Annotated in this window: 15 protein-coding genes; 2 read left to right on the top strand and 13 right to left on the bottom strand. The window is 72.5% G+C overall.

The genetic code is table 11. The annotated features are described in order from the left end of the window. Positions 1–105: 105 nt before the first annotated feature. Genes BLT23_RS02510 through mbhE form a run of 7 tightly spaced genes read right to left on the bottom strand, consistent with a single transcriptional unit; the run spans position 106 to position 5825 of the window. A complete protein-coding gene (locus BLT23_RS02510; RefSeq protein WP_090045038.1) occupies positions 106–468 on the bottom strand; it encodes a monovalent cation/H(+) antiporter subunit G in 363 nt (120 codons plus the stop codon). Then, positions 465–734: an MrpF/PhaF family protein gene (locus BLT23_RS02505; RefSeq protein WP_090045035.1), complete on the bottom strand. Its 270-nt coding sequence runs from the start codon at positions 732–734 to the stop codon at positions 465–467. The genes BLT23_RS02510 and BLT23_RS02505 overlap by 4 nt, the downstream gene beginning before the upstream one ends. Before the next feature lie 6 nt (positions 735–740). Beyond that, complete coding sequence (locus BLT23_RS02500; RefSeq protein ID WP_245743486.1) at positions 741–1244, bottom strand: Na+/H+ antiporter subunit E; 504 nt, start codon at positions 1242–1244, stop codon at positions 741–743. A gap of 24 nt (positions 1245–1268) precedes the next feature. Beyond that, on the bottom strand, positions 1269–2651 hold the full coding sequence (locus BLT23_RS02495) for a complex I subunit 5 family protein (RefSeq protein ID WP_176946556.1): 1383 nt from the start codon (positions 2649–2651) through the stop codon (positions 1269–1271). Further along, positions 2651–3094 carry a sodium:proton antiporter gene (locus BLT23_RS02490; protein WP_090045032.1) on the bottom strand — a complete coding sequence of 148 codons (444 nt, stop codon included), beginning with the start codon at positions 3092–3094 and terminating at the stop codon, positions 2651–2653. Before BLT23_RS02490 ends, BLT23_RS02495 begins: the two co-directional genes overlap by 1 nt. After that, positions 3091–3555 carry an MnhB domain-containing protein gene (locus tag BLT23_RS02485; protein ID WP_245743484.1) on the bottom strand — a complete coding sequence of 155 codons (465 nt, stop codon included), beginning with the start codon at positions 3553–3555 and terminating at the stop codon, positions 3091–3093. Before BLT23_RS02485 ends, BLT23_RS02490 begins: the two co-directional genes overlap by 4 nt. Beyond that, complete coding sequence (gene mbhE / locus BLT23_RS02480) at positions 3552–5825, bottom strand: hydrogen gas-evolving membrane-bound hydrogenase subunit E (protein ID WP_090045029.1); 2274 nt, start codon at positions 5823–5825, stop codon at positions 3552–3554. Before mbhE ends, BLT23_RS02485 begins: the two co-directional genes overlap by 4 nt. A 146-nt stretch (positions 5826–5971) precedes the next feature. On the opposite strand from mbhE, the gene BLT23_RS02475 reads away from it, so the two are divergent. After that, a complete protein-coding gene (locus BLT23_RS02475) occupies positions 5972–6466 on the top strand; it encodes a cation:proton antiporter regulatory subunit (RefSeq protein WP_090045027.1) in 495 nt (164 codons plus the stop codon). Here BLT23_RS02475 and BLT23_RS02470 read toward each other — a convergent pair. From BLT23_RS02470 to BLT23_RS02455, 4 genes are all read right to left on the bottom strand, one after another. Next, positions 6409–7263 (bottom strand): universal stress protein, encoded by an 855-nt coding sequence (locus BLT23_RS02470; RefSeq protein WP_090045021.1) that lies wholly within the window; start codon positions 7261–7263, stop codon positions 6409–6411. The genes BLT23_RS02475 and BLT23_RS02470 overlap by 58 nt on opposite strands. Positions 7264–7421: 158 nt before the next feature. After that, complete coding sequence (locus BLT23_RS41505; protein ID WP_090045018.1) at positions 7422–7784, bottom strand: TraR/DksA family transcriptional regulator; 363 nt, start codon at positions 7782–7784, stop codon at positions 7422–7424. A gap of 26 nt (positions 7785–7810) precedes the next feature. Then, positions 7811–8869: a baeRF3 domain-containing protein gene (locus BLT23_RS02460; protein WP_090045015.1), complete on the bottom strand. Its 1059-nt coding sequence runs from the start codon at positions 8867–8869 to the stop codon at positions 7811–7813. A gap of 293 nt (positions 8870–9162) precedes the next feature. Then, positions 9163–10392 carry a PucR family transcriptional regulator gene (locus tag BLT23_RS02455; RefSeq protein ID WP_090045012.1) on the bottom strand — a complete coding sequence of 410 codons (1230 nt, stop codon included), beginning with the start codon at positions 10390–10392 and terminating at the stop codon, positions 9163–9165. Between the two features lie 200 nt (positions 10393–10592). Here BLT23_RS02455 and BLT23_RS02450 point away from each other — a divergent pair, with 200 nt between their 5' ends. After that, a complete protein-coding gene (locus BLT23_RS02450) occupies positions 10593–11333 on the top strand; it encodes a ribonuclease activity regulator RraA (RefSeq protein WP_090045009.1) in 741 nt (246 codons plus the stop codon). 12 nt (positions 11334–11345) lie between these two features. Here BLT23_RS02450 and BLT23_RS02445 read toward each other — a convergent pair whose 3' ends face one another. After that, on the bottom strand, positions 11346–12623 hold the full coding sequence (locus BLT23_RS02445; RefSeq protein WP_090045006.1) for a mandelate racemase/muconate lactonizing enzyme family protein: 1278 nt from the start codon (positions 12621–12623) through the stop codon (positions 11346–11348). Continuing rightward, on the bottom strand, positions 12620–14551 hold the full coding sequence (locus BLT23_RS02440) for an ABC transporter permease (protein ID WP_245743482.1): 1932 nt from the start codon (positions 14549–14551) through the stop codon (positions 12620–12622). The genes BLT23_RS02445 and BLT23_RS02440 overlap by 4 nt, the downstream gene beginning before the upstream one ends. Between the last annotated feature and the right edge of the window lie 61 nt (positions 14552–14612).

Raw genomic sequence — 14612 nt, 5'->3', positions numbered from 1 at the left:
CGAGGGTCCGGCGCGCCTGCGCCCAGTCTGCCAGGACCATCCGGGGCGGGCGTCGAGGGTGATCCCGGGCGGGACGGAGGAGGCCGAGCAGTCCCCGCCGACGACTCAGCGCGTCTGCTCGGGCTCCCCGTCTGGTGCGGTTCCCTCCGGTGCGGCCGCTTTCGGTGCGGCGCCGTGCCGCCGGGGCCTGCGGCGGTGCGCGGCCCTCGCGATCGCGTGGGCCGACACCGGCGAGGTCAGCGCGATGAAAACGATCGCGAGCACGGCGAACGTGATCGTCGCGGCGTTCTCGGTCGCGATCGAGGACGCCAGGACCGCCATCACCCCCGGCCCGGTGGCGAGCCCCTGGGCGTGCAGCTGGCCGAAGGTGCCCGGCTGCCGCAGGACGCCGATCAGGCTGATCGTGAGCAGCACCAGGCCGAGCAGCAACAACGCGCCCCCGGCCATGTCGAGCACGACGGAGATCATCCGAACGGACCTCCCTTGTCGAGGTACCGGGCGGTGGCCACGGTGGCGACGAACGACAGCAGGGCGAGGGCCACGGCGGCGTCGAGGTAGTACGGCTGGCCCCGCAGGTAGCTCAGCAGGGCCAGCAGGGCGATGACGATGACCGCGAGCAGGTCGAGCGCGACGATCCGCTGAAGCACGTCACGGGCGCGCACCAGCGCCAAGCCACCGGCGACCAGCAGCAACGTCGCCCACACCAGGGCCGGGATGATCACGAAGCCGGGCATGGCCGCTCAGGGGAAGACCCGGCGCTGGCGCCGCTCGTAGGAGTCGATCTGGTCGGCGATCACCGCGTCGGGATCCCGCGCGTCGAGCACGTGCAGCAACATCGTCCCCTTCCGCTCGTCGAGCTCCACGACCACGGTGTCCGGCACGAAGCCCACCCTGATGCCCCACGCCGCCGCGGCCCCCTGCCCGCTGGGCGGGATCGGCACCTCCACCAGGCCGCCGTGCGGCAGTCCCCCGCCCATCAGGCACCGCGTGGTGGCCCACGTGCCCTTCGCCAGGTCCACGAGAGTCCCTCCGATCAGCCCGGGAACGCCCGCCAGCCGCCGCCGCAGCGACCGCCCGCGGTCCGAGGTGGACGTGCGGATCCTGGCCGCCGTGGCCACGACGACCGTCGACAGCACGAGTCCGACGAGGACGTCCCCCGGACGCAGGCTCGTCAGCGCGAGGAGGTAGATCGTCGTGAGCACGACGACGCGGAGCACCTGCGCGAGCATTCCGATCTCCCTCATCCGTGTCTCATCATCCGTGCCTCATCATCCGGGCCCCTCGACGAGCAGGGCTTCGACCGCCCTGGCGCTGAGCGCGAGCAGCGGTTCCGGCCACAGGCCCGCGGCGAGGACCAGCACGGCCAGCACGGCCACCAGCAGCCGCTGCGCCACCGGGCTCGCCGCCCCCGCGGCCACCGGGCCCTCACGCCAGAAGGCGCGCTGGTAGACCTGGAACATGTAGACGAGCGACAGCACGCTGCCCACCACGAGCAGCACCACGAGCGCGACGCTGCCCGCCACGACGCCGGTGCGGAACAGTTCGAGCTTGCCGACGAACCCCGCCGTGGGCGGCACCCCCGCCACGCTGAGCGCGCCGATCGCGAACGCGGAGGCGATGAACAGCCCGCGGGTGCCGGAGGCGAGGAACAGCAACGCCTTGTTCAGCGAGTTGACGACGCTGTAGAGCACGGCGGCGGTCAGGCCGACCGGCCCGCCGACCCCCAGCGCCACCAGCACGTAGCCGACCTGGCCGATCGCCGAGTAGGCGAGCATCTCGGCGGTGTCACCGCGGCCGATCGCGAGCACGCCGCCGTAGACGATCGACACGGCGCCCAGGACGGCGAGCGCGACCCCGGTCTTCTCCAGCTGGCCGGGGAAGACCCCGGCGCCGAAGCGCAGCAGGCCGTACGCGCCGATGTTGGCGACGGCGCCGCTCAGGATGGCCGCGACGGCGGGGCGGGAGCCCGCGTAGACGGTGGGCAGCCAGAAGTGGAACGGGAACAGGCCCAGCTTCACGCTGAACGCGATGAAGAACCCGGCGGCGATGAGCAGCGAGGCGTTGGGGTTCACCGCGACCATCCGGTCGGCGATCTGGTCCATCGCGAGCGTGCCCGTCACCCGGTAGGCACCCGCCACTGACAACAGGAAGATGAACGAACCCAGCAGGTTGACCGCCGTGAAGACCAGCGCCGCCCGCAGCTGGCGCCGTTTGCCGCCGTAGGCGCTCAACGCGTACGAGGCCGTCATGGCCAGCTCGAAGAACACGTAGAACGTGAACACGTCGGCCGTGATGAACAGGCCGGTCAGCCCGGCGGCGAGCAGCACGACCAGACCGGGGAACGTCCGCGACCGCACCCGCCTGACCGCCTCGTGGGCGGCACCGGCCAGCAGCACCAGCACCGACAGCCAGGCGAACGCCACGCCCAGGGCGTCCGCGCGCAGCACGATCCCGACCCCGGCGGGCCAGCCACCGGTGACGAGCTGCTGGGTGCCGCCGCCCAGAACGTCGGCGGCGAGGACGCTCACCAGCACGAGGGTGGCGGTGAGCGACGCGACGGCGAGCCACGCGACGACGTGCCTGCGCCCGTCGAACGCGACGAGCAGGACGCCCGCCACCCACGGCACGAGAAGCGCGACCGACATCAGCATCAGCGGGACCTCCCCGCGTCCCGCGCCGTCTCCGGCTCCTCCTCGTCCTCGGGGGAGCCCTCGACCTCCTCGCGGTCGGCCTGCCGTTCCTGTTCGAGCTTCGCCTCGTGCTCGGACTCGGTCGCGGCGATCTCGTCCTGCTCGGCCGTCCGGAAGACCACGATGGCGCGGTGCACCAGGGCGAGCAGCATCGCGACCGTCGCCAGGCCGATGACGAGCGCCGTCAGCGCCAGCGCCTGCGGCAGCGGGTCGCTCACCTGGTCGCCCGGCCGCACGGCGATCGCCGCCTGGCCCCGCGTGAGGCTCGACGCGAGGAGCGTGACGACGGCGCACTGCGAGATCAGCATGATGCCCGCGACCATGCGGATCAGGTCGCGCTTGAGCAGCAGGTAGGCACCGGAGCCGAACAGGACGGCCGCGACGAGGGCGAACGCGAGGATCACCGCCTGGCCTCCCCTCGGGGCCGGGCGAGGTGGTGCAGCAGGATCGTGAGCACGCCGACGACGAGCAGGAACACCCCGATGTCGAACAGCAGCGGCGTGAACAGCTCCAGCACGCCGATCTTCACGACGTGCTCGCCGGGAGCGGGCCGGTGCGACACCGGCGGCTCACCCAGTGCGAGCGGGAAGAACCCGCTGGCGAGGGCGAGGAGCAGGCCGCCGACGGCGAGCTTCGGGGCGTGCCGCAGCAACGGCAGCGCGGCCTCCGCGGCCTCGCCGCCGAGTGCCACGTACACGAGCGCGATGGCGAGCGCGACGATCACGCCCGCGGCGAAGCCGTCGCCCACCTCGGCGTAGCCCTTGGCGATCAGCGCCGCCGCGACCATGAGGCTCGGTCCCGGCAGGCGCCGGGCGACCACCCTGACCATCGAGTCCGGGGTCTCGTCGCTCTCGCCGGGGCTCACCACAGCTTCCCCCTCCTGATCAGGGTGGCCGCCCCGGCCACCGCCGCGAGCAGCACGGTGATCTCCACCAGGGTGTCCAGGCCGCGGAAGTCGGCGACGATCACGGTGACGACATCGCCGCCGTGGGCCTCCGGCGTGAGGCGGATGTGCTCGTCGGACACGCTGCTCGGCGCGGGCTGGGACAGGAAGCCCCACACCGACACGAACACGGCGAGCCCGGCGACGGCGCCCGAGAGCGCGTCCTTGCGACGCCGTTTGCGCAGCGGGATGGCCGGGTCCGGCACCGGTTCGTCGTGCGGCATGCGTGACAGCGCCGCGACGAAGACGAGCGTGAGCATGGTTTCGACGACGACGGCGACCAGCGCGACGTCGGGTGCGCCGAGCAGGGCGTACTGGGCGGCGAGCGCGAACCCGACGACAGCGAGCGCGAGCGCCACGGCCATCCGGGACCGGGACCTGGCGATCACCACGGTCGTGACGACGACCAGGACGAGCAGCGGCAGGATCATCCAGTCCGCGCCCGCGACCGTGCCGACGACGTACGCGCCCGCCGTGGGCGTGGCCGCGAAGGCGAGGCCGATCAGCAGGCCCGCCGGCACGAGCACGGCGGCGATGCTGGTCCGCAGGTCACGGACCTCGCGGTCGTGCAGCACGGTCGACAGCCGGTCCAGCCCGTGCAGCACCACCTCGTAGGCCCGCTTCGGGCCCCACCGCTCCCCCGCGACCGCCACGGCGCGCGACACCCGGCCGGTGACCCTGGGCAGGAGCAGCACGAGCACGCCCAGCGCCCAGGCGGCGAGCGCCATCAGGTTCTCCGGGCGGGCGTCCAGGTGGTAGGCCGGGGACAGGTCGACCGGTCCGCCCGCCGACACCGCCGCCGCGTCCTCCGCCAGCCGCGTGAACGGCTCCGCCACCACACCGCCCGCCACCGCGACCGCGGCCATCACCACGACCGGTGCGACGAGCAGACCGGACCGGGTGCCCACCTCGCCGCGCGGCGGCCCGAGGAACAACGTCGTCCAGAACCGGCCGATGTAGGCGAACGTGAGCACCGCCGCGAGCACGGACAGCACCGCCGTCACCGGGCCGTGGGCCAGTGCCGCCTTGAAGAACAGCTCGTCCTTGAAGAAGCCGACGGTCAGCGGAAGCGCGGCCAGCGTCGCCGCGGCCACACCGGACGCGACGGCGAGGACGGGCATCCGCCTGCCGAGCCCGCCCAGCTCCGACAGGCGGTCCTGCCCCGTCGCGGAGGTGACCGCACCGGCCGTCATGAACAGCGCGCTCTTGGCGACACCGTGTGCCAGCACGTAGAACGCCGCGGCACCGGTGCCTTCCTTGCCGCCGATGCCGTACATCATCACGATGTAGCCGTACTGCGAGATCGTGGAGTACGCGAGCACCTGCTTGAGCCGGTCGCGCCGCAACGCCAGCACACCGCCGACGACCACGGACACCGCGCCGACGACCAGCATCCCGGTCAGCACGGCCTCGCTGCGGGCCAGCAGCGGGTGCACCCGGCCGATCACCAGCACACCGGCGGCGACCATCGCGGCGGAGTGCAGGTACGCCGACACGGGGGTGGGCGCCGCCATCGCCTTGGGCAGCCAGAAGTGCAGCGGCACCTGGGCGCTCTTGGCCAGCGCGGCCACCGCCAGCAGCGCGCCCGCGAGCGTCGTCGTCGCGGAGGAATCGGCGCGTGCCAACAGCTCCGGGATCGAGAACGTCCCGTGCACCGCGTAGAGGACCACCGCCGCGATGAGCATCGCGACCGCGGCGACGACGGTGACGAGCATCGCCATCAACGCCGACGTGCGCGCCTCGCGGTCCGAGCGGTCGAACCCGATGAGGAAGTACGAGCACACCGCCGTCAGGTCGAAGAAGACGAACACCAGCACGAGGTCCTGTGCCGTCGCGAGGCCCACCATCGACAACGCGAACAGCAGCATCCACGGCCAGAACCGCCAGCGTTCCAGCATCGGACGGCGCTGGTGCTCCAGGTGTTCGGTCAGGTAGCGGGTGCCGTAGGCGAAGACGAGCGCGCCGACACCGGTGGCGAGCAGGCCGTAGAGGGCGCTCAGCCCGTCGAAGGTGAAGCTCAGGCGCAGGTCCAGGCTCGGCGCCCACGGCACCGAGAACCCACCGCCGCCGGCCAGCCAGCCCAGCAGGCACAGCACGAACCCCGCGACGGCGGCGACGCAGGCCGTCCACCCCTGCCAGTCGACCGTCGTGCGGACCGCGCCCTCGGGCGCCGCCGCCCTGTTCCCGGTCACAGCAACTCCTCCCGCAGCGGCGGACTGATCACGACCGTACGTGATGGCCCGCGGGTTCGCATGACGCCGCGGGACGTGCCGGGGTGGCGTTCGGAGCAAGATCCTCCAGAGTTGCCCGGCGCTAACTCGTGTGCCACTGTCGAGCCATGGACGTCCCGGTACGCAGGCGTGACTTGCCCGGCCTGGGCAAGCAGTACGAGATCGACAGCGCCGGCGGCAGCCGGGTCGCGGTGGTCGTGCAGAACAACGGCGCGCGGCACCTCTACACGTTCGACGAGGGCGCCGAGACCGCCGCCACCGCCGTCCAGCTCGACGAGCAGCAGGCGCGCACCCTCGGCGCCGTCCTCGCGGGTGTCTACTTCGAACCGTCCGGCGGCAACCACGACGCCCCCGCCGTCTTCGGCGCCGTGGCGATCGACTGGCTCGTCGTCGAGGCGGGCACCCCGCCGATGACGGTGGGCGACCTGGGACTCGCCGACCACGCGTCCGGGATGGTGGTCGCGGTCGTGAGCGGCGACCACACCGTCATGAAGCCGGACGCCGGGGAGCAGGTGCGGGCCGGTGACCAGCTCCTGATCGTCGGCTACCGCGCCGACATCGCGGAGGTCCGCGCGAAGCTGCTGGGCGCCGTCGAGGGCTGAACCACCGCCACCGGGCAGCGGGAGCCGAGGAGCACCTCGCGGTCCCGCGTCCCCACGACCACGAGCCTGGCCTTCATCGAGGCGCTCACCAGCGCGCGCTCGGCGGAGCCGGGCTCCACGGCGGTGACCACGGTCAGGTCCGGGTGGGTCCCGGCGACCGCGTCACGGCCCTCCTCCGCGAGGTTCGAGGCGGCCCGCAGCACCTGGTCCGCCGCGCCCTCACCGGTGGCCGTGACGACCAGCAGGCGGCCGGAGGTCGCGGCGGCGTGGTCCGCGGCGAACCCGAGCGGCTCCGGTGACCCGTCGTGGGCGACGACCACCTCCCCGTCCGGCCTCTCCCGCCCGGACCGGACGACGACGACCGGGCAGCGGGTGCGGGCGGTGACCTCGCAGACCACCGACCTGCGCAGCGCCGTGCGGAGGCGTCCGTGCCCGCGGCTGCCGAGCACCAGCACCGACGCGGCCCCGGCGAGCTCGGCGAGCGTGCTCACCGGTGCGGTCGGCACCGTCATCCCGGACACCCGCAGGCCGGGCCGGACGGCCAGCGCCTCGGCCACGCCCCGCGCGGTCAGCTCCTCGTCGGCCTCCAGGCCGCGCGGCGACGGGTCGAGCAGCCCCCTGCCCGGCCCCAGGGTCATGCCGGGGTAGTCGGCGGCGTTCACCACCAGCAGCGGCACCCGCCGCCGGTCCGCCTCCCCCGCCGCCCACACCAGGGCGGCCCGGGAGTCCGGCCGGCCGTGGTAGCCCACGACGACCGGTCGTTCCTTCTCGTAGCGCGCTGTCAGCTCAGCGCTCACCGTGGTTCGACTCCTTCACTCGTCCGATGTGGATGGTTGGCCGTGCCCGGCGCCGGAGGCGGTGGCACCGGGCACGGCGGTGGACGGAGACCGCAGGCCGCCCGCAACGGTTGGCGCCACGTCGGTCCCGTCTGGTCCTCGGCTCGTCCGGTCCCGGCTCACGGCCGCGAACCGGCGAGCGCCTCCTCCTCGGTCCGCCAGTGCGCGCCGCACGACCGCGTCTGGGGAATGGCCTCCAGCAGGCGGACGGAGATCTCCGCGTGACAGGTGTGGCACCGGCCGTAGGAGCCGATGTCCATGCGCAGCAACGCGATCTCGATGTCCTCCAGCGCGATGGCCGCTCCTGCCGCCACCAGCTCCGCGACCTCCCGCCGCGCGGCGTCGCCCGGATCGGTCACGTCCAGCTCGGCGAGCTGGTCGAGCCGGAACGCGCGTTCTTCCTCCAGGCGCCGCCGCAGCACGGGCAGCAGGGTGGTCAGGTCGTCTCGGGGTGCGGCCGGCAGCACGAGCCCGGCGGTCATGGGCACTCCAGGGTCGAAGGGAACGGTCAGGCCCGCAGCGTCGCGGCCAGCGGGCCGCGGCCGGGCATCCGCAGGACCGGCAAGGTGATCACCGAGCCGCAGCCCGCCAGCACCGCGACCACGGCCTGGTCGACGAGCTCGTCCGCGGCACCGGCCTCGCTCAGGCGCACCACCACGGACATGCCCGCGTACCGGGCGGCCTCGGCCGAGACGAACAACGTGCCGACGCGTCCGTCCCGGGCCGCCGCGAGCACTTCCGCCGGTTCGGTGATGACCCGGCCGCCGCCCGCCTCGCACTCCGCGACCGCCGCGTGCTCGTCCGCCAGGAGCACCGGCTCCACGACCGTCCACGAACGACGGTGGACCTCGTCGAGGCTCACGTCGCCGGTGCCGTCGGGCAGAACCAGGTCCGGGTAGGTGTTCACCTCCCGGTAGAGGCGTTGCAGGTGACGGGCGCCGAGCACGACGAGGGGCATCTTCTCCTCCCCCGCCACCTCCCGCACCACCGCGTCAAGGCGGCGGAAGTGCAGGCGCAGCGACATCCCGTCGTCGAAGAGCAGGCTGCTGGCCAGGATCTCCTCCACCTCGAACCGCGTGCCGCGGAACAACCGCGTCTCGTCGCCGGTCAGCAGCAGCACCAGGTACGGCGCGGTCCCGTTCAGCAACGGCAGGAGCGGCCCGACGGCGAACCTGTCCCCGATCGTGGCCAGCTCCCGCAACGGCGCGGGCACCCAGAAGCACCGCGTCGACTCCGGGCTCGTGAACACCGCCAGGCCGTTGCCCGCGGTCTCCCACAGCCACAGGTCGTCGACCAGGTCCCACGCGCCACCGAGGACCGCCTCGGCCTCGGAGGCGCTGAACCCGTCCTGCCGCAGGGTGTTCCCCACCCGCCGCACCAGGCCGGTGAAGCGGATGCGGTCGTCCGGGAAGGACTGGCCGGCCCGCCGTCCGGGCAGGAACAACGACACCCTGCCCTCACCGCGGTCGGCGGCGAGGCGCAGGAGCCGGTCCGCCTGCAGACCCGGTGCGCCCTGAGCGCGGCCGTGCCCGCTGCCGGGCGCCGCGGCAACCTGAGCGGAACGCACTTCACCCTCCAACGTGCTCGGGAACCCGACTGACCTCCATCGTGCCCTCGCGCACCGGCCGGGTCAGCGGCTCCGCCCGGCCAACTGGGGTGGCGCCACGTTGCCGGTCACCGGCAATGTCGGCCTGGCGAGCCAGTGGGCTCCGGGCGCGGCCTGATCGGTTCGAGCGACGGGTGATGGAGGCCACGGGCAGTGTGGTGGAGGCCGCACGGGGACCGCCGGTCACCGGCAAGGTCGGTTGGCGGGCGCTCCGGCGTGGGGCGGCCCTCCACAAGCCGGCGCCAGCGGAGGGCTCAGCCCGACGTGGGGTCCAGCTCACGGTCCGGCCACCCCAGCAGCCGAGCTCCCAGCACGGTGGCGTGCAGGGTGAACCGGTGCGCGGGGTCGGCCGGGTCGTACCCGGTCAGCGCCCTGATCCGGCTGAGCCGGTAGGTGACAGCCCGCACGGACAGGTGCAGCCGCCGGGCTGCCTCGGTCGCCACGCCGCCGGTCGCGAAGTACGCCTCCAGGGTGGCCAGCAGCGGTTCCGCGCCGCCGCGGGCCCGCCGGAGCGGGCCGAGGACGGAGGTGACGAGGTCGGCGATGGCCGGCTGGTCGCGGACCAGCACGCGGTAGACGAGCAGCTGGTCGGCGCGGATCACCGGGGTGTCGAGGTTCAGCCGGGACGCCATCGTCAGCGCCTCGCGGGCCTCCTCGTAGGAGCGGGCGATGCCGTACGAGCCGGGGTAGGACCTGCCGACCGCCACCTGCCACGGCCTGCCGCCGGGCAGCCGTTCCAGCTCGGAGTGCATCAGCGCGCCCAGGTCGCTCACCGCGCGCGTCCTGCCCAGCGCCTCGGGTTCGCCGGGCGCGAGCACGACGACCAGGCCGTCCTTCGTCGCCACCAGCACGTCCCGGTCGCCGAGGCGGTCCAGCACGGTGCGTTCGAGCGAGCTGGTGGCCGCGTCCACGTCGGGGAGGCGCTGGTGCGGCGCGGCGAGCGCGACCTGGTGCGGGCGGGCCAGGTCGAGGCCGAACGGCTCCGCCCGTTCCACCATGCCGCCGACGTCGGCGTCACCGCGCAGGAGGTCGTCGACCAGCTCGCGCCGCAACGTCTCCTCGCGCCGGACCATCTGCCGCCGTGCGGTGTTGTAGCCGTCGGCCAGGTTCGCGACCGCGTCGGTGACCACGCGCAGCACCGTCTCGGCGGCGTCGCGCACCACCTCGCTGTCGTCGGAGCGGGCCACCGCCGGGAGCTCCCGCCACAGCCGCCAGGACGCGGACAGGTACAGCTGCACGGCGCTACCGGCGGACACCCCGAGCTCCGCGGCCCTGCGGCCCAGCTCCTCCACCGCTTCCAGCTCGGCGCGCTTGGGCCTGCGGCCGGTCGCGGCGGCGTCGGCGAGCAACGGCAGGTAGTCGCCGAGCAGCTCGACCGGCACGTCACCCGCCGCGGCGCTCGCGTCACGGGCCACGCCGGCGAGCCAGTCGTCGACGTCGGTCCGCCTTCCCCTGCGGCTCCTGCCGCGGGCCTGCCCGCTCATCCCCACCCCCGACGTGTGCCGGGTCCGACCCTACCCCCGTGTGATCGCACCGCAACCGTGCCATGTGGACACGTCGGCCCGAGGACAGAACGAGCGAACTTTTTCACGCCACAACGGCTTCACCCCGGCTAGGCTCGGAGGCAGATCCACAGCGCACTCTCCATCTGTTGCGGTAGCACGAAAACCGAGGGAGCACCCACGTGGTCGAGACGCACGACATCGCCCGCCCGCCCGCCGAGCTGAGCGCGGCACTGGCCGCCATCGGCAGTGCCACAGCGAGCGCCGAGCTGAGCAGGATGGGCATCCGCAGCGCGTTCATCCGCGGCCCCGTGACGGTGACTCCGGGCGTGCGCGTGGCCGGACCGGCGCTCACGCTGCAGTTCCTGCCGAAACGGGAGGACCTCTACCCCGTCGACGAGTACGAGGAACCGGAGAAGCAGCTGCACCGGCACGTCATGTACCACGCGCAGCCCGGCGACATGATCGTCGTCGACGCCCGCGGCGACATGGGCAGCGGCGTGTTCGGCGAGATGATGCTGACGTACTTCAAAGGCCGCGGTGGCGCCGGTGTCGTCGTCGACGGGTGCCTGCGCGACATCGGCGAGGCCAAGAAACTGGGGCTGGGCCTGTGGATCCGCGGTGCCACGCCGAACTACCACGCGCAGACCGACATCGTGCCCACCGCCGTCAACGTGCCGGTCGCCTGCGGTGGCACGATCGTCGAGCCGGGTGACATCGTCGTCGCGGACGACGACGGGGCGGTCGTGGTGCCGGTGAAGCTCGCGCCCGCGCTGGTGGCGGTCGCGCGGGAACACGCGGAGTGGGAGGAGTTCTCCCGGCTGCGCCTGTCCCAGGGCGGTGACCTGCGGCTGTACTACCCGCTCTCGGACGAGGCCCGGCCCGAGTACGAGCGCTGGCGCGCCGAGCAGGGCAAGGGCTGACGGTCCGCATCCTCAGCTCCACAACCGGTCGTGGCTCGACTCCCCGTCCCAGTGCGTCGTCTCGGCGAAGAACACCGGGTCGCGGGGGTCGAGGTGCCGGCGCAGCAGGTCCTCGTCCAGGTCGCCGAAGCCCAGCCCCGGCGTGTCCGGCACGGTGATGTGGCCGTCCTGGATGAGCGGCCGGGGCAGGTCGGTGACGAGGTCGCTCCAGAACTCCACCTCGGCCGCGTGGTGTTCCAGCGCCAGGAAGTTCTCCGTCGCGGCGGCCAGGTGCACCGACGCCATCGTCGCGATCGGCGACGCCGCCAGGTGCAGCGCCATCGGGATTCCGCGGTCCTGCGCGTAGTCGCCGATCCGCTTGGTCTCGGCGATCCCGCCCGACGTCGCCGGGTCCGGGTGCACGACGCGGATGGCCTCGGCGTCGAGCAGCGGCCGGAAGCCGTCGAGCAGGTAGATGTCCTCACCCGTGCAGGTGGGGACGGCGACGGCCTCGGTGAGCTGACGCCACTGGTCCGTGTACTGCCACGGGATCAGGTCCTCGATCCACGCCAGCGTGAACGGTTCCAGCGCGCGGCCGATCCGGATGCACGAGTCGAGCGCGATGTGCCCGAAGTGGTCGGCCGCCAGCGCGACGTCGTAGCCGACGACCGACCTGACGACGTCCACATAGGACGCCAGATGCTCGACCCCCTTGGCCGTCACCTGGATTCCGGTGAACGGGTGCATCGTCGTCCGGTTCTCGCGGGCGCCCGGCGGCGCGATCAACGCCCCCGGCACGTCCCACAGCAGGTCGATGCCCACGTCCATCTTGAGCATCGTGAACCCGCGCTGCTTGCGTTCCAGCAGCCGGGCGCCCATCGCGCGCGGGTCGGGCAACGTCGGCGTGTCCGCGTAGCAACGGACCCGGTCGCGGAACTTGCCGCCGATCAACGCGTACGCGGGCACCCCGTACGCCTTGCCGGCGAGGTCCACCAGCGCCATCTCGACGCCGGAGACCCCTCCGCCCTGCCGGCCGTGGTGCCCGAACTGCTTGATCTTGCGGAAGACCTTGTCGAGGTTGCACGGGTTCTCGCCGACCAGCCTGCTCTTCAGCACCAGCGCGTACGTCGCGCTGGCCTGGTCGCGCACCTCCCCGTACCCGACGAGACCCTGGTTGGTGTCGATGCGGATGATCGACGAGCGGAACGGCACGCCGGTCACGGTGGCCACCCGCAGATCGGTGATGCGGAGGTCGCTCGGCCGTGAGCCCGTGGCGACGTGTTCCTCCGTGACCGGCGCTGTCTCGCTCATCCCTTCACCGCCCCCGCCGTGAGCCCTTCGGTCAGGAACCGCTGCCCAAACGCGTACATCGCCACGACCGGGATGCTGATCAGCAGCGAGGCCGCCGCCAGCTGTCCCTGCGGCACGACGTCACCGAAGATCATCGACTGCATGCCGACCGGCAGCGTCTTGTAGTCGTCGTTGGTGATGAACACGAACGCGAACAGGAACTCGTTCCACGCGTTGGTGAGCGTGAACAGAGCGACCGCGAGCAGACCGGGTTTGGCCAGCGGCAGCACGACCCGCAGGAACGCCCCGAACCGCGTGCAGCCGTCGACCAGCGCCGCCTCTTCGAGGTCCGCGGGGATCGACCGGAAGTAGCCGACGAGCAGCCACGTCGCGAACGGCAGGGTGAACGTCGGGTACGCGAGCACCAGTGACCACAACGAGTCGTTGAGGCCGAGGCCGCTCATCATCTGGTACAGCGGGATGAACAGCAGCGCGCCCGGCATCACGTAGGTGAGCAGGATCGTCACCGTGAAGCTCTCCGAGCCCCGGAACTTCAGTCGCGCCAACGCGTACCCGGCCAGTGCCGCGCAGACCAGCGCGATCAGCGTGGACGCCAGCGACACCAGGACGGTGTTGAGGTACCAGGTGCCGAACGCCCTGCCGGTGAACAGGTTCGTGAACTGCTCGGTGCTCCACGGGGTGGGCCACAGGTCGTCGGTGCGCGCGACGATCTGGTTGTCGGACTTGAAGGCCGTGACCGTCATCCAGTAGAGCGGGGCGAGCACGAACCCCAGCAGGCCGATGAGCGCGATCCCGCTGCCGGTGCCGCTGACGACCCGCGCCGCCACCCGGTTGCCCCGCGCGGCGAGCACCGAGACGACCCGTCCGACGAGCGCGGCGAGCAGCACGAACACGCCCAGCACGGCCGCGGCCTTCCACACGATGTGCGGCGAGGCCCAGACGAGCACGAGCACCGAGACGGCGACGATCACCCACGGCATCGCGGCGCGCTGCGCCGGGGTGAGCCGCCTGCGGCCGAGGTCCTTCGCGTTCGGCATGTCGTTGCGCCGCATCATCCGCACGAGGATCACGACCAGGATCGCGACGACCGGCAGCATCACCAGCGTGACCGCGGCGCCCGCGCCGAGCTGGAGCTGTTGGATGGCCTTCGAGTAGGCGACCATCACGTACGGAGCTGTCGCGTCCCCCGGCCCGCCCTGGGTCAGCAGCCAGATCAGGTCGAAGTTGTTGAACGTCCAGATCGACGACAGCAGCACCGTCACGATCATGATGTTGCGCAGGCCGGGCAGCGTGATGTGCACAAAGCGCTGCCACGGCGTGGCGCCGTCCACGATCGCCGCCTCGTACAGGGCACTGTCGATGGCCTTCAGGCCGGCCAGGAACGTCACCGTGAAGAACGGGATGCCCTTCCAGACGTTGACCAGGATGACCGACGGCATCGCGAGCGCCGGGTCGGACAGCCACTCCGCGGGCCAGCGGTCGACGAGCCCGACCGCGGCGAGGGCGGGCCCGATGCCGGAGTCGGTGAGCAGCACGTTGACGCTGCCGAAGATCGGGTCGAACAGCGACCGCCAGGTGAAGGCCGTGACGACCGTCGGCACCACCCACGGCAGCAGGATCACGCCGGCGATGACCGCCCGGCCGCGGCGCATGTGGTGCAGCATCAGCGCCGCGATGAGGCCGAGGACCACCTTGAAGATCTCGGCGTACGCGGTGAAGACGAACGAGTTCAGCACACCCTTGTGGAACAGGGTGTCGCCGATGAGGGCCGTGTAGTTGTCCAGCCCGACGAAGACGGTCTCGGCACCGTGGCGTTCCGTGGTGCTGGTGAAGACCGAGCTGACGATCGGGAACAGGATCAGGCCCGCGACGAGCAGCAGCGTCGGCCCGATGAACACCGCCGCGAGTCGCCAGTCGCGTCCCAGCACCCGCTGGGACGGCGACAACGAGGAAGACGGACGCGGCGCCGGGGGAACCGGCGCCGGCCGC

The sequence above is a fragment of the Lentzea fradiae genome, assembly GCF_900100955.1.
GTDB lineage: Bacteria > Actinomycetota > Actinomycetes > Mycobacteriales > Pseudonocardiaceae > Lentzea > Lentzea fradiae.
The sequence above is the reverse complement of the archived record's forward strand: the minus strand, read 5'-3'. Positions and strand labels throughout refer to the sequence as shown.